Source organism: Cupriavidus sp. UYPR2.512, assembly GCF_000379565.1.
Lineage (GTDB): Bacteria > Pseudomonadota > Gammaproteobacteria > Burkholderiales > Burkholderiaceae > Cupriavidus.
The window spans coordinates 251031-271473 of sequence record NZ_KB902964.1 but is presented as its reverse complement, the minus strand read 5'-3'; the positions used below and the strand labels follow the sequence as shown (position 1 = coordinate 271473).

General features: G+C 65.5%; 18 protein-coding genes and 1 pseudogene. 13 read left to right on the top strand and 6 right to left on the bottom strand.

What is annotated here, in order from left to right; translation table 11 throughout:
* Nucleotides 1-195 precede the first annotated feature (195 nt).
* The 4 genes and pseudogenes from A3A5_RS38560 to nadC all read left to right on the top strand — a co-directional run.
* Nucleotides 196-1293: pseudogene (locus A3A5_RS38560) on the top strand (mechanosensitive ion channel family protein); the annotation flags it as partial.
* 385 nt (nt 1294-1678) lie between these two features.
* The gene (locus A3A5_RS0115020) at nt 1679-2869 is read left to right on the top strand and encodes an acyl-CoA desaturase (protein WP_018311385.1); all 1191 of its coding nucleotides are present in this window, start codon (nt 1679-1681) and stop codon (nt 2867-2869) included.
* A 127-nt stretch (nt 2870-2996) separates the two neighbouring features.
* Entirely contained in the window at nt 2997-4151 is a 1155-nt protein-coding gene (gene nadA / locus A3A5_RS0115015; protein WP_018311384.1) for a quinolinate synthase NadA, read from the top strand.
* Nucleotides 4148-5011, top strand: a complete 864-nt coding sequence (gene nadC, locus A3A5_RS0115010; protein ID WP_018311383.1) for a carboxylating nicotinate-nucleotide diphosphorylase — start codon at nt 4148-4150, stop codon at nt 5009-5011. Before nadA ends, nadC begins: the two co-directional genes overlap by 4 nt.
* A 73-nt stretch (nt 5012-5084) precedes the next feature.
* Here the strand turns inward: nadC and nadB are convergent, their stop codons facing one another.
* The 4 genes from nadB to radC all read right to left on the bottom strand — a co-directional run bounded on the left by nadB (nt 5085) and on the right by radC (nt 8157).
* On the bottom strand, nt 5085-6677 hold the full coding sequence (gene nadB, locus A3A5_RS0115005; RefSeq protein WP_018311382.1) for an L-aspartate oxidase: 1593 nt from the start codon (nt 6675-6677) through the stop codon (nt 5085-5087).
* 185 nt (nt 6678-6862) lie between these two features.
* Nucleotides 6863-7033, bottom strand: a complete 171-nt coding sequence (gene rpmG / locus A3A5_RS0115000) for a 50S ribosomal protein L33 (RefSeq protein WP_010814980.1) — start codon at nt 7031-7033, stop codon at nt 6863-6865.
* A 13-nt stretch (nt 7034-7046) separates the two neighbouring features.
* Nucleotides 7047-7280: a 50S ribosomal protein L28 gene (gene rpmB / locus A3A5_RS0114995; protein ID WP_006575661.1), complete on the bottom strand. Its 234-nt coding sequence runs from the start codon at nt 7278-7280 to the stop codon at nt 7047-7049.
* Between the two features lie 190 nt (nt 7281-7470).
* A complete protein-coding gene (gene radC, locus A3A5_RS0114990; protein ID WP_018311381.1) occupies nt 7471-8157 on the bottom strand; it encodes a DNA repair protein RadC in 687 nt (228 codons plus the stop codon).
* Between the two features lie 104 nt (nt 8158-8261).
* On the opposite strand from radC, the gene A3A5_RS0114985 reads away from it, so the two are divergent.
* The 7 genes from A3A5_RS0114985 to A3A5_RS0114955 all read left to right on the top strand — a co-directional run bounded on the left by A3A5_RS0114985 (nt 8262) and on the right by A3A5_RS0114955 (nt 15366).
* Nucleotides 8262-8750, top strand: a complete 489-nt coding sequence (locus A3A5_RS0114985; protein WP_018311380.1) for a peptidylprolyl isomerase — start codon at nt 8262-8264, stop codon at nt 8748-8750.
* A gap of 39 nt (nt 8751-8789) precedes the next feature.
* The gene (gene ispH, locus A3A5_RS0114980; RefSeq protein WP_018311379.1) at nt 8790-9755 is read left to right on the top strand and encodes a 4-hydroxy-3-methylbut-2-enyl diphosphate reductase; all 966 of its coding nucleotides are present in this window, start codon (nt 8790-8792) and stop codon (nt 9753-9755) included.
* 565 nt (nt 9756-10320) lie between these two features.
* The gene (locus A3A5_RS0114975; RefSeq protein ID WP_018311378.1) at nt 10321-11523 is read left to right on the top strand and encodes a branched-chain amino acid ABC transporter substrate-binding protein; all 1203 of its coding nucleotides are present in this window, start codon (nt 10321-10323) and stop codon (nt 11521-11523) included.
* A 212-nt stretch (nt 11524-11735) separates the two neighbouring features.
* Entirely contained in the window at nt 11736-12671 is a 936-nt protein-coding gene (locus A3A5_RS0114970; RefSeq protein WP_018311377.1) for a branched-chain amino acid ABC transporter permease, read from the top strand.
* Nucleotides 12672-12684: 13 nt separating this feature from the next.
* The gene (locus A3A5_RS0114965) at nt 12685-13842 is read left to right on the top strand and encodes an ABC transporter ATP-binding protein (RefSeq protein WP_018311376.1); all 1158 of its coding nucleotides are present in this window, start codon (nt 12685-12687) and stop codon (nt 13840-13842) included.
* A 13-nt stretch (nt 13843-13855) separates the two neighbouring features.
* A complete protein-coding gene (locus tag A3A5_RS0114960; RefSeq protein ID WP_018311375.1) occupies nt 13856-14632 on the top strand; it encodes an ABC transporter ATP-binding protein in 777 nt (258 codons plus the stop codon).
* 17 nt (nt 14633-14649) lie between these two features.
* Nucleotides 14650-15366 carry an ABC transporter ATP-binding protein gene (locus A3A5_RS0114955; protein WP_018311374.1) on the top strand — a complete coding sequence of 239 codons (717 nt, stop codon included), beginning with the start codon at nt 14650-14652 and terminating at the stop codon, nt 15364-15366.
* Nucleotides 15367-15594: 228 nt separating this feature from the next.
* Here the strand turns inward: A3A5_RS0114955 and A3A5_RS0114950 are convergent, their stop codons facing one another.
* Together A3A5_RS0114950 and A3A5_RS0114945 are read right to left on the bottom strand one after the other, a co-directional pair.
* Complete coding sequence (locus A3A5_RS0114950; protein ID WP_018311373.1) at nt 15595-16782, bottom strand: acetylornithine transaminase; 1188 nt, start codon at nt 16780-16782, stop codon at nt 15595-15597.
* A 284-nt stretch (nt 16783-17066) separates the two neighbouring features.
* Nucleotides 17067-18131 carry a CDP-6-deoxy-delta-3,4-glucoseen reductase gene (locus A3A5_RS0114945; RefSeq protein WP_026200795.1) on the bottom strand — a complete coding sequence of 355 codons (1065 nt, stop codon included), beginning with the start codon at nt 18129-18131 and terminating at the stop codon, nt 17067-17069.
* Between the two features lie 9 nt (nt 18132-18140).
* On the opposite strand from A3A5_RS0114945, the gene A3A5_RS0114940 reads away from it, so the two are divergent.
* Entirely contained in the window at nt 18141-19148 is a 1008-nt protein-coding gene (locus tag A3A5_RS0114940; RefSeq protein ID WP_018311371.1) for an NAD-dependent epimerase/dehydratase family protein, read from the top strand.
* A 313-nt stretch (nt 19149-19461) separates the two neighbouring features.
* Nucleotides 19462-20430: an ABC transporter substrate-binding protein gene (locus tag A3A5_RS0114935; protein WP_026200794.1), complete on the top strand. Its 969-nt coding sequence runs from the start codon at nt 19462-19464 to the stop codon at nt 20428-20430.
* Nucleotides 20431-20443: the final 13 nt, after the last annotated feature.

The window sequence follows — 20443 nt, the reverse complement described above, 5'->3', positions numbered from 1 at the left end:
CCCAGCTTGTCCGCCTCCACAGCCGCATACCGCCGTCGGTCCTTCTCCGACAAGCGCGCGTACAGCCGCTTCATCCGCGTTTCAACCTCAGCCCGGTAACCAGCCTGCATCGTTTGTCCTCCAGAGGCATCACATCTTACCCGCGTCGCTTTGCGCACGCCAGGTCCACTTCGGGAAGTTATTTCTCACTCGTTCCTAATCCCAGTCAGCGTGCTGCGCCTGGCGCTGGTGCCGCTGTTCGGCATTACCTTCCTGAACTTCACCTTCTATGTGCTGCGCCGGGTGATGTCGGGCAGCGGGCAGCTGCACGGCATGCTGCTGCTGGTGGAGAAGGTGCTGACCACGCTGGTGTGGGCCGGCATGGCGCTGTACGTGCTGGGCGTGCTGGCGGACGTGGTGGCGTGGATGGAGGGCGTGCGCTTCTCGATCGGCGGCAAAGAGAAGATCAACCTGGCCGACACCCTGATGGCGGTGGTCTGGATCCTGCTGACGGTGCTGGTGGCGCTTTGGTTCGGTTCCTGGCTGGAAGAGCGGCTGATGCGCTCGGCCAACCTCGACGGCAACCTCAAGGTGGTGCTGACGCGCATCTCCAAGGCCTTGCTGCTGCTGGTGTCGCTGCTGCTGAGCCTGTCGCTGGTGGGGATCGACCTGACCGTGCTGTCGGTGTTCGGCGGCGCGCTGGGCGTTGGCCTGGGGCTGGGTTTGCAGAAGATCGCCAGCAACTACATCTCCGGCTTCATCATCCTGCTGGACCGCTCGGTCAAGCTGGGCGACCAGATCACCGTGGACAAGTACACCGGCATCGTGTCGCAGATCCGCACCCGCTACACGGTGGTGCGCAACGGCGATGGCGAAACCCTGGTGCCGAACGAGCAGCTGGTGGCGCAGCCGGTGCAGAACCATTCGTTTTCCAACACCAATGTGCGCGTGGCAACCCGGGTGCAGGCAGACTACAGCGCCGATCCGGAAACGGTGATCGCGCTGCTGACCGCGTGCGTGCGCGACCTGCCGCGCGTGCTGTCCGACCCGGAGCCCGCTGCTTTCCTGGTGCTGTTTGCCGACAGCGGCATCGAGTACGAGGTTGCGGTCTTCGTGGCCGATCCGCAGAACGGCAAGCTGGGCGTGCAGTCCGCGATGAACCGCGCGATCTGGCGCACGCTGCGCGCGCATGGGATTTCCATCCCCTATCCGCAGCGCGAACTCCGCGTGCTGGGGGAAGCACCCTTGTCCGCCACTGATCCGCCCCCATCTAAGACCGTAGCGGATACAGCGAATGCGGCAAGTGCCGCATAGGCCGCCAGACGGGCGCAGCATGCGCCACCCACGGAACGAAAACCGTTGCACCCCATCAAAATCCGGGAAATAGCCTATGCTTGCGCGTCCCGCGATCCGGTAGAATGCCGGGTTGTCGCGGGTTGCAGCTAAGGTTGCAGCGCACGCTCCCACATCAGACAGCCGCCAGATTGCAGCGGCTCGTACCTTGTCCCGCCAGCCGAGGGTCATCCCAGTGCCGGCGCGAGACTCGTGTGCCTGGGAGCCCGGAATGACTTCGGGTCCCGTGGCAGGCGCCAGAAAGCTATCGCAATCACTTGGATTCGCAGCCTTTTTTCTGCGCGTTGCGTGCACCGGCCCCGCCGGGCTGCACGGGAAAGTCCCTGTTTAACCGACGGAGAACAGTTTGTTCGACACTATTCTTGACTGGGCCGCCAACGGCCTTGCCAACTGGACCTGGTGGGAGATCGTCATCTACACGCTCGTGATGACGCATATCACGATCGCCGGCGTCACCATCTTCCTGCACCGCTGCATGGCGCACCGGTCGCTGGATCTGCACCCCATTGCACAGCACTTTTTCCGCTTCTGGCTGTGGCTGACCACCGGCATGGTCACGCGCGAGTGGACCGCCATCCACCGCAAGCACCACGCCAAGTGCGAAACCGAAGAAGATCCGCACAGCCCGCAGACCCGCGGCATCCGCAAGGTGCTGCTGGAGGGCGCGGAGTTGTACCGGGCCGAATCCAAGAACAAGGAAACCATCGCCAAGTTTGGCCATGGCTGCCCCAATGACTGGGTCGAACGCAATGTGTACTCGCGTTTCGGCTGGCAGGGTGTCGGCCTGATGCTGATCATCGACCTGGCGCTGTTCGGCGTGATCGGCATGACCGTGTGGGCCGTGCAGATGCTGTGGATCCCGATCCATGCCGCCGGCATCATCAATGGCCTGGGTCACTGGTGGGGCTATCGCAACTACGATTGCGAGGACGCCTCGACCAACGTGTCGCCGTGGGGCCTGATCATTGGCGGCGAAGAGCTGCACAACAACCACCACACCTATCCGACCTCGGCCAAGTTCTCGATCAAGTGGTATGAGTTCGATGTGGGCTGGGGCTATATCCGCGCGATGCAGGCAGTCGGCCTGGCCAAGGTCAAGAAGACCCCGCCCAAGGCGCGCCTGGTGGAAGCCCGCCCGGTCGACCACAACACGCTGGAAGCGATCATCGCCAACCGCTATGACGTGATGGCGCGCTACGCCAAGGCCGTCAAGGGCGCGTTCCGCCAGGAGCTGGAAAAGCTCAAGGAAGGCCGCGTGGCCGAGTACCGCAGCTTCAAGCCCGCCAGCAAGTGGTTCCACCGCGAGGAAACCAAGCTGGCCGCGCCGCAGCGCGAACAGCTGGCCAGCATCGTGGAACAGAACAAGGCGCTGCAGACTTTCGTCGAAATGCGCCGTGAACTGGCCGCCATCTGGGGCCGTTCCAACCTGACGCGCGAGCAGCTGCTGCAGCAGCTGCAGGCCTGGTGCCATCGTGCCGAGGCCAGTGGCATCCAGGCGCTGCAAGATTTCTCGCTGCGCCTGCGCCGCTACGCCTGATACAATCCGGCCGCGCCGTATGGTTTGACAAAGCCCCGCCCATGGCGGGGCTTTTGTTTTAGATAAACTCCCCAATATTCTGGCCGGGCCGCACCTTTGCTGGCGGAGGTCTAGAGGAGTACCGGAGATGACCCCACAATCGATCAAGACCGTCGAGTTCGAAAAGCCGAACCTGGCGGATGCCGAAAACGCCACTGGCGGTAGCTGCGTGGCCCATGCCTGGGCCAAGGTGCCACCGGTGCTGACGCCCGACGAGCGCCAGTCCCTGAAGGCGCGTATTCGCCGCCTGCTCAAGGAGCGCAATGCGGTGCTGGTGGCGCACTATTACGTCGACGCCGACCTGCAGGACCTGGCCGAGGAAACCGGCGGCTGCGTCTCCGATTCCCTGGAGATGGCCCGCTTCGGCCGCGACCACGAGGCCCAGACCCTGGTGGTGGCGGGCGTGCGCTTCATGGGCGAGACCGCCAAGATCCTGAGCCCCGAGAAGACCGTGCTGATGCCGGACCTGGACGCGACCTGCTCGCTCGACCTGGGTTGCCCGGCCGACGAGTTCGCCGCCTTCTGCGATGCGCACCCGGACCGCACCGTGGTGGTCTACGCCAACACCAGCGCCGCCGTGAAGGCGCGCGCGGACTGGATGGTGACCTCCAGCATCGGCCTGAAGATCGTCGAGCACCTGCATGCGCAGGGCAAGAAGATCCTGTGGGCGCCGGACAAGCACCTGGGCAGCTATATCCAGAAGCAAACCGGCGCCGACATGCTGCTGTGGCAGGGCTCGTGCCTGGTGCACGATGAGTTCAAGGGCATCGAGCTGGACCTGCTGCGCCGCGAATTCCCCAACGCCAAGATCCTGGTGCACCCGGAATCGCCGGAAAACGTGGTGGCGCAGGCCGACGTGGTCGGCTCCACCTCGCAGCTGATCGAGGCCGCGCAGAAGCTGGACGCGACCGAGTTCATCGTCGCCACCGACAACGGCATCCTGCACAAGATGCGCATGGCGGCGCCTGGCAAGCACTTCATTGAAGCACCCACGGCCGGCAACAGCGCCACCTGCAAGAGCTGCGCGCACTGCCCGTGGATGGCAATGAACGCGCTCACCAACCTGGCCGAGGTGCTCGAAACCGGCCGCAACGAGATCCATGTCGACCCGGTGACCGGGCGCCAGGCGGTGACCTGCATCAACCGCATGCTGGACTTCGCCGCCGCGCAGAAGCGCAATGTGCGTCCGTCGGCCGACCTGGCCAAGGAACAGGCGCTGTTCCAGGGGATCGGCCCGGCATGAGCGTGAACCCGATTTTCGACAGCTATGGCCCGGCGCTGCAGGCCGCGCTGCAAACCAATGTGCAGGCCGCCATCGCCGAGGATGTCGGCAGCGGCGACCTGACCGGCCTGCTGGTGCCTGCGGCCAAGGCGGCGCGCGCGCGCGTGATCGTGCGCGAGTCCGCGGTGCTGTGCGGCCAGCCGTGGTTCGATGCCTGCATGCGCGCGGTCGACCCGGCGCTGGGAGTGCACTGGCTGCAGCAGGAAGGTGCCCGCATGGCGCCCGATTCGGTGGTCTGCGAGATCACGGGCCCGGCGCGCTCGCTGCTGACGGCGGAGCGTCCGTCGCTGAATTTCCTGCAGCTGCTGTCGGGCGTGGCCACTGCCACGCGCCGCTATGCCGATTTGATCGCCGGCACCCGTGCGCGCGTGCTGGATACGCGCAAGACGCTGCCGGGCCTGCGCCTGGCACAGAAGTACGCGGTCCGCATCGGCGGCGGCGAGAACCAGCGGCTGGCGCTGTACGACGGCATCCTGATCAAGGAAAACCATATCGCCGCGGCTGGCAGCATCAGCGCGGCCATGCAAGCGGCGCTGGCGCTGGATACCAGGGCGTCGGTGCAGATCGAGGTGGAAACGCTGGCCGAGCTGGAAGAAGCGCTTGCGGCCGGCGCGAAGTCGGTGCTGATCGACAACTTCACCGTGCCGATGATGCAGGATGCGGTCAGGCTCAACCGGGGCAGGGCGCTGCTGGAGGTGTCGGGCGGCGTCAATGCCGATACCATCCGCACCTTTGCCGAAACCGGCGTGGACCGGATTTCGGTCGGCGCGCTGACCAAGGATGTGCGGGCGACGGACTATTCGCTGCGGATCATCGGCTGACGCATTGCGCGGGACCAGAAAAACGGGGTGGGGCCTTGCGGCGCCACCCCGTTTTTCTTTGTCCGGCCAGCGCTCAGCGCTTCCTTGCGGCTGGCGGCTGCATCACCGTCGGCAGCGCCTTGGGCAGTGCATCCGGATAGTCCCGGCTGAAGTGCAGGCCCCGGCTTTCATGGCGCGAGTAGGCGCTGTCCACGATCAGCGAGGCCACCTCGACCAGGTTGCGCAGCTCCAGCAGGTCGCTGGTGACGCGGAAATTGGCGTAGTACTCGGCGATCTCTTCGCGCAGCAGGACAATGCGGTGCTGGGCGCGCTCCAGCCGCTTGCTGGTGCGCACGATGCCGACGTAGTTCCACATCATGCGGCGCAGTTCGTCCCAGTTGTGCGACACCACGACTTCCTCGTCGGCATCGGAGACGCGGCTTTCATCCCAGGCCGGCAGCGTGATGTCCGGCAGGCCGGCCTTGTCCTTGGAAGAAATGTCGTCAGCCGCGGCGCGGCCGATCACCATGCATTCGAGCAGCGAGTTGGAGGCCAGCCGGTTGGCGCCGTGCAGGCCGGTGCAGGCGGTTTCGCCCACGGCGTACAGGTTGCCGATATCGGTGCGCCCGGAGGTGTCGGTGACCACGCCGCCACAGGTGTAGTGGGCGGCCGGCACCACGGGAATCGGCTCGCGCGTGATGTCGATGCCGAGTTCCAGGCAGCGCGCATGGATCGTCGGGAAGTGTTCCTTCAGGAAGGACTCGGGCTGGTGGCTGATGTCCAGGTAGACGCAGTCCAGGCCGCGCTTCTTCATCTCGAAGTCGATCGCGCGCGCCACCACGTCGCGCGGTGCCAGTTCGGCGCGCGCATCGTGTTCGGGCATGAAGCGGGTGCCGTCGGGCAGCTTGAGCAGGCCGCCTTCGCCGCGCACCGCTTCAGAGATCAGGAAGGACTTGGCGTAGGGGTGGTACAGGCAGGTCGGGTGGAACTGGATGAACTCCATGTTCGACACCCGGCAGCCCGCGCGCCAGGCCATGGCGATGCCGTCGCCGGTGGCCGTATCCGGGTTGGTGGTGTACAGGTAGACCTTGCCGGCACCGCCCGCGGCCAGCACGGTGTGCGTGGCGGTGAGGGTGTGCACCGCGCCGGTGCTGTCGTCCAGCACGTACAGGCCGTAGCAGCGGTTGCCCGGCAGCCCCATCTTGCGCGAGGTGATCAGGTCGATCGCGAAGTGGTCTTCCAGGATGGTGATGTTCGGATGCCGGGTGGCCTGCTGCAGCAGCGTGCTGACCACGGCATGGCCGGTGGCATCGGCGGCATGGATGATGCGGCGACGGCTGTGGCCGCCTTCGCGCGTCAGGTGGAAGCCCAGTTCGGCCTGCTCGTCGCGCGTGAATGGCACGCCGCGGTCGATCAGCCACTGGATGGCCTCGCGCCCATGCTCCACGATGAAGCGCGTGGCCTCTTCGTCGCACAGCCCCGCGCCGGCCACAAGCGTGTCCTGCGTATGCTCGTCATGGCTGTCGCCGGAATCCAGCACGGCGGCAATTCCGCCTTGCGCCCAGTCGCTGGCGCCCTGGGTCATGGCGCGCTTGCTGAGGATGGCCACCCGGTGGGTGTCGGCCAGCTGCAGCGCGACCGTAAGGCCGGCCAGGCCGCTGCCGACGATGGCGACGTCGAAATTCATGATGCGGAGATGCGCCGGGGGGCGCTTGGCAGATGGGGGAAACGGCAAAGTCTACACCTGCGCGCCATGCCGTGCATCAGTGCCGCGGGTGGGGTGGTCGCCTGCCGCTCTGCCGCACCAGCACCGCGTGGACAAAACAAAAAGCCCCGCGGCATGGCGGGGCTTTCTGGCGGGAACCGGATCAATTACTTGATCTTGGTTTCCTTGTAAGCGACGTGCTTGCGGGCGACGGGATCGAACTTCATGATCTCCATCTTTTCCGGCATGGTGCGCTTGTTCTTGGTGGTCGTGTAGAAATGACCCGTACCTGCGGTCGATTCCAGCTTGATCTTGTCGCGGCCGCCCTTGCTTGCCATGATGTGCTCCTAATTAGACTTCGCCGCGTGCGCGCAGGTCGGCGAGCACGGAGTCGATGCCTTTCTTGTCGATCAGGCGCAGGCCGGCGTTCGAGACGCGCAGGCTCACCCAGCGGTTTTCGGATTCAACGAAGAAACGACGATTCTGCAGGTTGGGCAGAAAACGGCGCTTGGTCTTGTTGTTTGCGTGGGAAACGTTGTTGCCGACCATCGGCGCTTTCCCGGTCACTTGACAGACGCGTGCCATGAAGCACTCCTAAATCTTCTATTCGTGGACAATGTTCGCAACAGATCAACAAAAGGCGCGCGGGCCCGGACTGCAGCGGTTGAGACTTCAGCAAACGGGCATTATAGACCGGATTCCGCCGGCGAATCAATGCCTTCTGTGCTTTGACGTTATCCGGTGTTGCTGCGCTGCCTGTGTCGTGGCGTTGGCGTCACAGCCCGGGCAGGCGGTCACAGCAGTCGGCCAGCGAGCAGATTTCCTGCCCGGCCACGATGAAATGGTCGAGCAGCCGCACGTCGATCAGGTTGAGGATGCGCGCCAGCTCGTGGGTCAGGTGGATGTCGCTCTGGCTGGGCGCGGTGGTGCCACGCGGGTGGTTGTGCGCCACGATGATGCCGGCCGCGTTATGCACCAGCGCCTGGCGCGCCACCTCGCGCGGGTAGACCGCGGTGCGCGTCAGGGTGCCGCGGAACAGCTCCTCGCTGGCCACCATGCGGTTGCGCGGATCCAGGAACAGGCACAGGAAGACCTCGTGCGGCAGCGGTGCCAGCGTCAGGCGCAGGTAGTTGCGCACGGCCGCGGGGGAGTCGAAGCCGGTGGGCAGCCGCAGCGATTCGGCCAGCGCGCGCCGTGCCAGCTCCGGAATGGCTTGCAGCTGGGCATACTTGGTTTCGCCCATGCCGCGGACGTTGGTCAGCGCGCGCCCATCGGCAGCGAACAGGGCTGTCAGCGAGCCGAAGCGGTGCAGCAGCTCGCGTGCGAGGTCCACGGCACTTTTGCCGGCCGTGCCCACGCGCAGCAAGATGGCCAGCAGCTCGGCGTCGGACAGGGCGGCGGCGCCGCTTTCCAGCAGTTTCTCGCGGGGCCGCTCGCATGCGGGCCAGTTGGCAATGGTCATGAGCACTCCAGGGTAGTCACGCCGTGATCAAGGTGCTGCGAGCCCGGCGCGGCGGGCGAGGGGCCAGTCGAATACAATACGGGTTGTTCCCCGGTTGATCACCCATGAATTTGCAAACTTTCGCGTCGGAAGCCGACGGCGGCACGGCTGGCCGCAAGACTGTCCAGGCCGACTCCTTCCTGACCCTGCACTACAGCATCGCGCTCGAGAACGGCACCGAGGTTGTCAGCACGTTCGAGGAGAAGCCCGCCACGCTGCTGCTCGGCCAGGGCCAGTTCGCGCCGACGCTGGAGCAGGCGCTGCTTGGCATGCCCGAAGGCGAGCGCATGACCTACCGGCTGGCGCCGGAGCAGGCCTTTGGCCCGCGCAACCCCGAGCTGCTACAGTGGGTATCGCTGGCCACGCTGCGCGAGAACAGTTCGTTCGAAGAGGACTACAGCGCGGGCGACCTGGTGGAGTTCAACGCGCCCGGCGGCGGCAAGTACGCGGGTGTGCTCAAGGAGATCGGCGAGACCGCCGCACTCTTTGACTTCAACCATCCGCTGGCCGGGCAGACCATCCTGTTCGACGTGCAGCTGATCGGCATTCTCTGAGCGCGCCGCCCGTGTGCCGAACCATCCTGATACCGCAGCATGCCTGACCTGACCCCCGCACCCAACGCAGAAATCCTGATGGCGCAGCCGCGCGGCTTCTGTGCCGGCGTGGACCGTGCCATCGAGATCGTCGAGCGTGCGCTCGAGCGCTTCGGCGCGCCCATCTACGTGCGCCACGAGATCGTCCACAACGCCTATGTGGTGGCCGACCTGCGCCGCAAGGGCGCGGTGTTCGTGCGCGAGCTTGACGAGGTGCCCGCGGGCGCCACCGTTATCTTCAGCGCCCACGGCGTGTCGCGCGAAGTGCGCGCTGACGCTGCCGCGCGCGGGCTGCACGTGTTCGATGCCACCTGCCCGCTGGTGACCAAGGTGCATGTCGAGGTGGGCAAGATGCGCGCCGAGGGCTGCGAGATCGTGATGATCGGGCATCGCGGCCATCCGGAAGTGGAGGGCACCATGGGCCAGGCCAGCGGCGGCATGCTGCTGGTGGAGTCGGTGGCCGACGTCGCCACGCTGCAGGTTGCCGACCCGTCGCGGCTGGCCTACGTGACCCAGACCACGTTGTCGGTGGATGAGACCCGCGAGATCGTAGCCGCGCTCAAGGCGCGCTTCGCGCAGATCCGCGAGCCCAAGAAGCAGGACATCTGCTATGCCACGCAGAACCGCCAGGACGCGGTGAAGTTCATGGCGCCGCAGGTGGAGGTGGTGATCGTGGTGGGCAGCCCCAACAGCTCCAATTCCAACCGCCTGCGCGAACTGGCCGAGCGCCTGGGTGTGCCGGCCTTTATGGTGGACGCCCCCGAGCAGGTGCGTCCCGAATGGATCGCCGGCAAGCGCCGCATCGGCCTGACCGCCGGCGCTTCGGCACCCGAGGCGCTGGCCCAGTCTATCGTCGATCGTCTGCGTGAGCTTGGCGCGCGCCAGGTGCGCCCGCTTGACGGCATCGAAGAGAACATGGCCTTCCCGCTGCCGCGCGGGCTGCTGCCGGCCAGCGCTGCCGCCTGACCTGCGCGGGCCGCGCCCGCCTGCCAGCCTTGCCTTGTATGAGGGCGCCGCTTGATACGGCGCCCTTTGTCTTTGGTGCGCCCGATTTGCGGCCGGCCGGCGCGAATAATGCACGGCGATGGTGCGGGTAATACATGGCTGTCCTCTTGACCAGACAAATCAGGGTAATCCCCGGGTCTGGGGTTTTCCCTATTATGGTGCGGCGCTACATTCTGCACATTAGAGATTGGTGCAACTGAATTTAAATGAAACACCTAATTAATAAAGGCGCATTATAGGGGCGCTGGCGATGCTTATTCGCCTCATCGGGCGGCGCAGGCATGATTCTTGTAAGTAGGTGAGGCGACCGCGTCATGTGAGCGGGAATTGCCGCAATCTGTGCATTGGGGAAATTCCCTAGCTCATTTGACCGGTAAATGGTTAAGGATGTTGCGTCGCGTATTGCATCGACTAAGAAAGGGGATACAATGCGCGCGTTTCAAATTGAAATTAAACAAAGGCGGTCCAGGGAAACGTCCGGGAGGCGTTGAAAATCCCTGTTTTCGTGAATCCTAGGAGATCACTCATGCAAATCACGTTTGCCAAGATTCTGCCGATCGCGGCCGCGGTGGCGCTCGTAGCAGCTTGCGGCAAGAAGGAAGAGAAGCCGGCTGCTGCGCCGTCTTCGGCGCCGGCGGCAGCCGCTCCTGCAGCGGGCGGCGGTGAAGTCGTCGTCAAGATCGGCCACGCGGCCCCGCTGACCGGCGGCATCGCGCACCTTGGCAAGGACAACGAAAACGGCGCCCGCCTGGCCGTGGAAGAAGTCAACAAGACCGGCCTGGAGATCGGTGGCAAGAAGGTCAAGCTGGAACTGGTCGGCGAAGACGATGCGGGCGATCCCAAGACCGGCACCTCCGTGGCGCAGAAGCTGGTCGACGCCAAGGTCGTGGCCGTGGTTGGCCACCTGAACTCGGGCGTGTCGATCCCGGCTTCCAAGATCTACAGCGATGCCGGCATCGTGCAGATCTCGCCGTCGTCGACCAACCCGGACTACACCAAGCAGGGCTTCAAGACCACCTACCGCGTGGTTGCCACCGACGCCCAGCAAGGCCCGGCCCTGGCCAACTATGCCGTCAAGACCCTGCACGCCAAGACCGTGGCGATCGTCGACGACGCCACTGCCTACGGCAAGGGCCTGGCAGACGAGTTCGAGAAGACTGCGAAGGCGTCTGGCGTGAACGTGGTGGCGCATGAAGCCACCAACGACAAGGCCACCGACTTCAAGGCCATTCTGACCAAGATCAAGGGCAAGAAGCCTGACGTCATCATGTACGGCGGCATGGACGCCACCGGCGGCCCGTTCGCCAAGCAGGCCAAGGAACTTGGCATCGGCGCCAAGATCGTCGGCGGCGACGGCGTCTGTACCGACAAGGTGGCTGAACTGGCCGGCGATGCCGTGTCGAACATCATCTGCTCGGAGGCAGGCCTGGCCCTGTCGAAGATGGAGACCGGTGCCGAGTTCAACAAGCGCTACCAGGCTCGCTTCAACGCCCCGGTGCAGATCTATGCACCGTTCACGTATGACGCCGTGATGGTCGTCGTCGACGCCATGAAGCGTGCCGGTTCGACCGAACCGGCTGCCATCCTGGCCGAAATGCCCAAGACCAACTACAAGGGCGTGATCGGCAATATCGCCTTCGACGAGAAGGGCGACATGAAGGAAGGCACCATCACGCTGTACGAGTACAAGGACAAGAAGAAGTCCGTCCTCGACGTCGTGAAGATGTAATCAGGGCTTACCGGCCCATCCGAACGGCACCGTGAGTATTTTGCGGTGCCGTTCTTTTTAGCCTCGCCTAATGTAGAAGCATCCTTACCATGGATGGAGCATGGCAGGCCGCTTACCAGCAAAGCAACCAAAGCAACGTTACCCATTTCACACCATGGTCCCCCCGGCATCCACACCATGCCGCAAGGTCCGGGACTGAAGCAGGAGTTTTCATGGATATCTTTATCCAGCAGATCGTGAACGGTCTGGTGCTCGGCAGCATCTATGCGCTGATCGCACTGGGCTACACCATGGTCTACGGCATTCTGGGGATCATCAACTTCGCCCACGGCGATGTCCTGATGATCGGCGCGCTGACCGCCCTGTCAGCGATTCTTGGACTTCAGAAGTTTGCCCCCGGCTTGCCCGAATGGCTGACGCTGGTGATTGCCACGCTGATCGCAATGCCAGTCTGCGCAGTACTGGCCTACACCATTGAACGCGTGGCCTACCGGCCCTTGCGCAATGCGCCACGGCTGGCCCCGCTGATTACGGCCATCGGCGTCTCCATCATCCTCCAGACGATGGGCATGCTGATCTGGTCGCGCAACCCGCTGACCTTCCCGCAGCTGCTGCCCTCGGAGCCGATCGACATCGGCTCGACCGGCGCCACCATCACCGGCAAGGAAATGGTCATCATCGGCATGGCCGTGATGGTCATGTCCGGCCTGCTGGCCCTGGTCAACCGCACCAAGCTCGGCCGCGCCATGCGCGCCACCGCCGAGAACCAGAAAGTGGCCGGCCTGATGGGCGTGAACCCCAATTTCGTCATTTCCGCCACCTTCATGATCGGCGCCACGCTGGCCGCCCTGGCCGGCGTGATGATGGCCACCAACTACGGCAATGCCCACTTTTACATGGGCTTCATCCCCGGCCTGAAAGCGTTTACCGCGGCAGTGCTGGGCGGCATCGGCAACCTGGCGGGCGCCATGGTCGGCGGCATGCTGCTGGGCCTGATCGAAGCGCTCGGCGCCGGCTATATCGGCGACCTGACCAACGGCATCTTCGGTTCGAACTACCAGGACGTCTTTGCCTTTATCGTGCTGATCACCGTGCTCGTCTTCCGTCCGTCCGGCATCATGGGCGAACGCGTGGCGGACCGCGCCTGAGGAGAGCGAATCCATGAATACTCCGATTCCATCCACGGCAGCCGTTGCGGCGCCCACCAAGGTGCCGGCCAAGACCCTGGCCGCACTGCTTGGCTTCCTGGTGATCGCCCTGTGCGCACCGTTCTTCGTCCAGACCCTGGGCGGCAACTACTGGGTCCGCGTGCTGGACTTCGCGCTGCTGTACATCATGCTGGCGCTGGGCCTGAACATCGTGGTGGGCTTTGCCGGCCTGCTTGACCTGGGCTATATCGCGTTCTACGCGGTGGGCGCCTACCTGATGGCGCTGCTGGGCTCGCCCCACCTGGCGAACCAGTTCGAGTGGATCCACCAGCTGCTGCCCAACGGCCTGCACCTGTCGATGTGGTTCGTGCTGCCAATCGCGATCCTGGTGGCGGCCACGTTCGGCGTGCTGCTGGGCGCGCCGACGCTGAAGCTGCGCGGTGACTACCTCGCCATCGTGACGCTGGGCTTCGGCGAAATCGTCCGCATCTTCATGAACAACCTGGATCGCCCGCTCAACATCACCAACGGGCCCAAGGGCATCACCGCGGTGGACCCGGTCCATATCTTCGGCTTCGACTTCTCGAAGACGCACGAGATCCTCGGGCTGAAGTTCTCGCCGGTGTTCATGTACTACTACCTGCTGGTGTTCCTGGTCATCGTGATCGTGTTCGTGAGCCTGCGGCTGCAGAACTCGCGCATCGGGCGCGCTTTCGTGGCCATCCGCGAAGACGAGATCGCCGCCAAGGCGATGGGCATCAACACCCGCAACATCAAGCTGCTGGCCTTTGCCATGGGCGCGTCGTTCGGCGGGGCCTCGGGCGCGACGTTCGGCGCCTTCCAGGGCTTCGTGTCGCCGGAATCGTTCACGCTGTGGGAATCGATCTATGTGCTGGCCATCGTGGTGCTCGGCGGCATGGGCCATATCCCGGGCGTGATCCTGGGCGGCATTCTGCTGGTGGGCTTCCAGGAGCTGCTGCGCGTGGTCGCCGAGCCGATGCAGACCGGCCTGTTCGGCCACGTGATCGTCGATGCCGAAGTGCTGCGCCAGCTGCTGTTCGGCCTGGCCCTGGTTGGCGTCATGCTGTATCGCCCGGCCGGCATCTGGCCATCGCCGCGCAAGGAAGACCGCCCGGTGGTGCGCCGTGCGGGCAGCGTGGGCCGTTTCTGACCAGGAGGACAATATGAGCAACAACGATTTCCTCCTGTCGGTACAGGGGGTGAACAAGCGTTTCGGCGGCCTGCAAGCGCTGTCCGAGGTGGGCCTGCAGATCAAGCCGGGCGAGATCTATGGCCTGATCGGCCCCAACGGCGCCGGCAAGACCACTTTCTTCAACGTGATCACCGGGCTGTACACGCCGGATTCGGGCGAGTTCGTGCTGGGCGGCAAGGCCTACCAGCCGACCGCCGTGCACGAAGTGGCGAAGGCCGGCATCGCGCGCACGTTCCAGAACATCCGCCTGTTTGGCGAGATGACCGCGCTCGAGAACGTCATGGTCGGGCGCCACGCGCGTACCAAGGCCGGCCTGTTCGGCGCGATCTTCCGCCCCCCTTCGATACGCCGCGAGGAAGAGGGCGTCGAGGACATGGCGCATGACCTGCTCGACTATGTCGGCATCGGCAAGTACGCCAACTTCACCGCGCGCAACCTCTCGTACGGCCACCAGCGCCGGCTCGAGATCGCGCGGGCGCTGGCGACCGAGCCCAAGCTGCTGGCGCTTGACGAACCGGCCGCGGGCATGAACGCGACCGAGAAGGTCGAGCTGCGCGGGCTGCTCGATAAAATCAAGAACGACGGCAGGACCATCCTGCTGATCGAGCACGATGTGAAGCTGGTGATGGGGCTGTGCAGCCGCCTGACGGTGCTGGACTACGGCAAGGTGATTGCCCAGGGCCTGCCGCACGAGGTGCAGAACAACCCCGCGGTGATCGAGGCCTACCTCGGCACTTCGGCGCACTGATGGCGGGAGGACAAGCAATGACACAGACAGTACTGAAGATCTCCGGCCTCAAGGTCGCATACGGCGGCATCCAGGCGGTCAAGGGCATCGACCTGGACATCCAGGACGGCGAGCTGGTGACGCTGATCGGCGCCAACGGCGCCGGCAAGACCACCACCATGAAGGCCATCACCGGCCTGCAGGGCTGGGCCAGCGGCGACGTGGAATACATGGGCAAGTCCATCAAGGGCGTGCCCAGCTACGCGCTGCTCAAGCAGGGCCTGGCGATGGTGCCGGAAGGCCGCGGCGTGTTCGCGCGCATGACCATCACCGAGAACCTGCAGATGGGCGCCTACACGCGCAACGATGAGGCCGGCATCAAGGCCGACGTCGAGCGCATGTTCGGCATCTTCCCGCGCCTGAAGGAGCGTGCCAACCAGCTGGCGGGCACCATGTCCGGCGGCGAGCAGCAGATGCTGGCAATGGCGCGCGCGCTGATGAGCCAGCCCAAGGTGCTGCTGCTGGACGAGCCCTCGATGGGGCTGTCGCCAATCATGGTCGAGAAGATCTTCGAGGTCGTGCGCGACATCTCGGCGCAGGGCGTGACCGTGCTGCTGGTGGAGCAGAACGCGCGCCTGGCGCTGCAGGCCGCGCACCGCGGCTACGTGATGGAGTCCGGCCTGATCACCATGAGCGGGGACGCCAAGCAGATGCTGGACGATCCCAAGGTGCGCGCCGCCTACCTGGGCGAGTAAGGCGCGCGCTGCCGCCTCTCCCGCCCCGCCGCGAGAGGGGTGAGGCAGAGGGCAGGCGCACGCAGGCGCAAGGCCTTCTGCCTTGCCGCGGGGCCCCGCGCAACGCCTGCTCAGGCTGGCGTGCGCGGGTTCTGCGGCGCTGGCTCTCTCCCTCACTCCTCTGCGGCACCGCAATGGAAAAAAGCCTCGCGCGAGCGAGGCTTTTTTTCCGTCTGGCGAAGACCAGGCTCAGGCCAGCTTCTTCAGCAGCGTGCGCAGCATGCCGATCATCTGGTCGATCTCTTCGCGCGTCACGTTCAGCGCCGGCATGAAGCGCAGCAGGTTGGCGCGCGGTGCGTTCAGCAGCAGGCCTTGCGGCGCCATGTCGCGGGCTTCTTCCACCAGTTGCGGGCCGATGTCCTTGCCCAGTATCAGCGCGCGCAGCAGGCCGTCGCCGCGTTCGCCGCCCAGGCCGAACTCGGCGGACAGCGCCAGCAGCTGTTCCCTCAGGTATTCGCCCTTGGCCTTGACGTCGTCGAGGAAGCCCGGCGCGGTCAGCTGCGCGATCACGGCGCTGCCCACCGCGGTCATCAGCGGGTTGCCGTTGTAGGTGCCGCCCTGGTCGCCGGCCTCGAAGCTGGCGACCTCGGCCTTGCACAGCAGCGCCGACAGCGGCACGCCGCCGCCGATGCCCTTGCCCAGCGTCATGATGTCCGGCTCCACGCCCGCCAGCTCGTAGGCGAACAGGGTGCCGCAGCGCCCGCAGCCGGTCTGCACTTCATCGACGATCAGCAGCAGCCTGTGCTTGTCGGCCAGCGCGCGCAGGCCCTGCATGAACTCGCGCGTGGCGGGGATCACGCCGCCTTCGCCCTGCACCGGTTCCAGCATGATGCCGACGGTCTTGTCGGTGATCAGCTTCTCCACCGAGTCCAGGTCGTTGAGCTCGGCGCGCGGGAAGCCCGGCACCTGCGGCGCGAAGATGGTGTCCCAGCCGGCCTTGCCCGACGCGCTCATGGTGGCGAGCGTGCGGCCATGGAAGCTGTGGTCCATGGTGATGATCTCGAAGGCGCCGTCCTTGTGCTTGCGGCCCCATTTGCGCGCCAGCTTGATCGCGCCTTCGTTGGCCTCGGCGCCGCTGTTGGCGAAGAAGACCTTGTCGAAGCAGCTGTGGTCGGTCAGCTGCCGGGCCAGCTTGAGCATCGGCTCGTTGTAGAAGGCCGGGCTCGGGTTGATCAGCCGGTGCGACTGGGCCACCAGCGCGTCGATCATGCCCTGGTTGGAATGGCCCAGGCAATTCACTGCCCAGCCCTGCACGAAGTCCAGGTATCGCTTGCCGTTGTGATCCGTCAGCCAGGAGCCCTTGCCCTCGGTGAACACGAGCTCGGGCCGGTTGGTGATGTACATCAGGGATTGGACGGGATACTCAGCAAATGCCATGGCGGACTCCAGGGGTCGGCTTTAAACGATGGACGGACGGGCGTAACAACGGGGACAAAAACAAAAAGCCACGGGGGTTGCCCGTGGCTCGTTGACATGAACAGACGCAGTCGACGGTCAGCCGCGCGGCACCCCAGCGGGGAGCGACGTACGGAAGCTGCGGCGTCGGTTGAAGGTCATGTGCATGCGGGCAAATATAAGGCGCATGCGCCCGGGTGTCAAAACGAATTTTGGCAGGCCCGGGCATTGTTGCGCTGACGGAACGGCTGACGGCGGCTCGCGCCTCAGGCCGCCGGGGCCGAGCCGGCCGGGTGCATGTCGGCCTCAGAGGTGAACGAGTCGGCGAAGAACGCGTCGTCGTGCAGCTTGCACTGGCGGGTGAAGTCGCCGCGCGCGGCATTGATCATCACCGGGGCGCCGCAGGCATAGACCTCGTGGCCCGACAGGTCGGGATGGTCGGCGATCACGGCCTGGTGGACAAAGCCGGTGCGGCCCTGCCAGTTGTCTTCAGGCAGCGCGTCGGAAATGACCGGCACGTACTTGAAGTTGGGCAGGTCGCGCGCCCACTGCTCGCACAGCGCGTGCATGTACAGGTCCTTCGGGCGGCGGCCACCCCAGTACAGCGTCATCGGGCGCTGGATGCCGGTGTAAGCGGCGTGCTCGACGATGGCCTTGATCGGCGCGAAGCCCGTGCCCGAAGCCAGCAGGATCATCGGGGCCTCGGATTCCTCGCGCAGGAAGAAGCTGCCCAGCGGGCCCTCGAAGCGCAGGATGTCGCGCTCCTTCATGGCTGGCTGGCCTTCCCTGGCGCCGAACACGTAGTCGGTGAAGGCGCCGCCCGGCATGTGGCGGATATGCAGCTCGATCGGGCCGTCTTCATGCGGCGGCGTGGCGATCGAATAGCTGCGGCGCTTGCCGTCGCGCAGCAGGAATTCCACGTACTGACCGGCCAGGTACTGCATGCGCTCGGTCGCCGGCAGCTGCAGCTTGATGGCGATCACGTCGTCGGCCAGGCGCTCGATCGCGGTCACGCGGCACGGCACCTTCTTGATCGGGATGTCACCGGCGCCGTGGACTTCGCGGCATTCGATGGTGACGTCCGAGGCGGCGTTGGCGCAGCAGAACAGGGCGCGGCCCTCGGTCTTCTCCTGCGCGGTCAGTGCCGCCGGGGCGTGGTCGCCCTGCACGATGGTGCCTTCGAGCACGCGGCCCTTGCACGAGCCGCAGGCGCCGTTCTTGCAGCCGTAGGGCAGCCCGATGCTGTGGCGCAGGGCCGCGCCGAGGATGGTTTCGTCCGCGGCCACTTCAAACTTGTGGCCGCTGGGCATGACGGTTACTTGATAAGCCATAATCGGTCTATGAGCCAAATTCTGTCGAAGCTGCAGCCCTCGCGCCTCCCACAAGTCCCGCGGCTGCCGGCACCTTCGCGCCGGCTGGGCCGCCCGCGCCTCTTGATCGTCGGCTGCGGGGATGTGGGGACGCGCTGCCTGCGAATCCTGTCGTCGCGCATGCGTGTCTTTGCCGTGACTTCACAGCCGGCCCGCCGCGCTGAACTGCGCGCCGCCGGCGCGGTGCCGCTGGTGGCGGACCTGGACCGGCCGGCCACGCTGGCACGGCTGCACGGGCTGGCCACGCAGGTGCTGGACCTGGCGCCGCCGCCCGGGCAGGGCGAAGGCGATCCGCGCACGCGTGCCTTGCTCGCCGCCTTGCGCCGGGCGGCCTGGCGCAAGGCCAGGACGTCGGCCGGCATGTTTCCCGGCGAGCCCGCCATTCTACCCGACCGGGGCAGGCCCCGCGCTGCGTTTGTCTATGCCAGCACGTCGGGTGTATATGGCGACCGGCAGGGCGCGCGGGTCTCGGAATTCCACGCCGTGCGGCCCCAGACCGCACGCGCACGCCGCCGCGTTGCCGCCGAGCAGGCAGTGCGCGCCTTCGGCCGCGGTGCCGGCTGGCGTGCCAGCATCGTGCGTATCCCCGGCATTTATGCCGAAGACCGCCTGCCGCTGGCGCGCCTGCACCGCGGCACGCCCGCGCTGGTGCCGCAGGACGATGTCTACACCAGCCATATCCACGCCGACGACCTGGCGCGCACCATGGTCGCGGCGCTGTTCCGCGGCCGCGCGCAGCGCGTGGTCCATGCCAGCGACGACACCGAGCTGCGCATGGCCGACTACTTCGACCTGGTCGCCGACCGTCGCGGCCTGCCGCGCCCGCCGCGCATCACGCGCGGCCAGGCCCATGAAGTGATCGACAAGACGCTATTGAGCTTCATGAGCGAATCGCGCCGCCTCGACAACCGCCGCCTGAAGCGCGAGCTGCGCCTGCGGCTGCGTTATCCAACCGTCACCTCCTTCTTCGACACCTGACCGCCTGGCCAAGATGGGGCCCGTGCCGCTGGCACGGAGCTTGCTGCCTGAGTGCGTCGTTTGTTCCCTGTCTATACAGCATCACCTCCATTGCCCCGGCGCGGTGCCTGACATGCGCTTTGTGAACCGGCGTGGTGCCGCACCGGTCAACGAATCTCCGTCATAAAGCGCCTTGCAAGGCGGTTGTTCGCCTGGTTGCTTGGTGGAACCCGTACATTGACTTGTATATACAGGTATTGTTTAATGCCCGAAAACGAGCGCGGCCGCACGCATGGCCTGCCGTCGACGGATATACCAAAGGAGCGTACAGATGATGAGGAATCACAGCAGCATTCGCGGTCGGATGGCAGTGCAGGCCGCGGTGCTGGTTGCGGCATTGGGGGCTGGTGCGGCCCAGGCGCAGAACACCCAGGTCACGCTGGGCATGAGCGGCTGGACCGGTTTCGCGCCGCTGACGCTGGCCGACAAGGCCGGCATCTTCAAGAAGCATGGCGTGGACGTCGACATCAAGATGATCCCGCAGAAGGACCGCCACCTGGCGCTGGCCTCGGGCGCGATCCAGTGCGCGGCCACCACGGTCGAGACCCATGTGGCCTGGAACGCCAACGGCGTGCCCATCACCCAGATCGTGCAGCTCGACAAGTCCTATGGCGCCGACGGCCTGGCCGTGCGCAGCGACGTCAAGGGCTTTGCCGACCTGAAGGGCAAGACCATTGGCGTCGATGCGCCGGGCACCGCGCCGTACTTCGGCCTGGCCTGGATGCTGAAGAAGAACGGCATGTCGCTCAAGGACGTCAAGACCACCACGCTGTCGCCGCAGGCGGCCGCGCAGGCCTTCGTGGCCGGCCAGAACGACGGCGCCATGACCTATGAGCCGTACCTGTCGACGGTGCGCCAGAACCCGGACAAGGGCAAGATCCTGGCGACCACGCTCGACTACCCGATGGTGACCGATACGCTGGGCTGCGCGCCCAAGTGGCTCAAGGACAACCCCAAGGCCGCGCAGGCGCTGGTCGACAGCTACTTCGAGGCCCTGGAGATGATCCAGAAGGAGCCGGCCAAGGCCAACGACATCATGGGTGCGGCGGTCAAGCAGACCGGCGAGCAGTTCGCCAAGTCCTCCGCCTACCTGCGCTGGCAGGACCGCGAGGCCAACCGCAAGTTCTTTGCCGGCGAGCTCGCCAGCTTCAGCAAGGAAGCGGCTGCGGTACTGCTGGACATCGGCGTGATCCGCCAGGTCCCGGACGTGACGGCGCTGTATGACGCGCGTTTCCTCAAGTAACCGACAGTCTTCA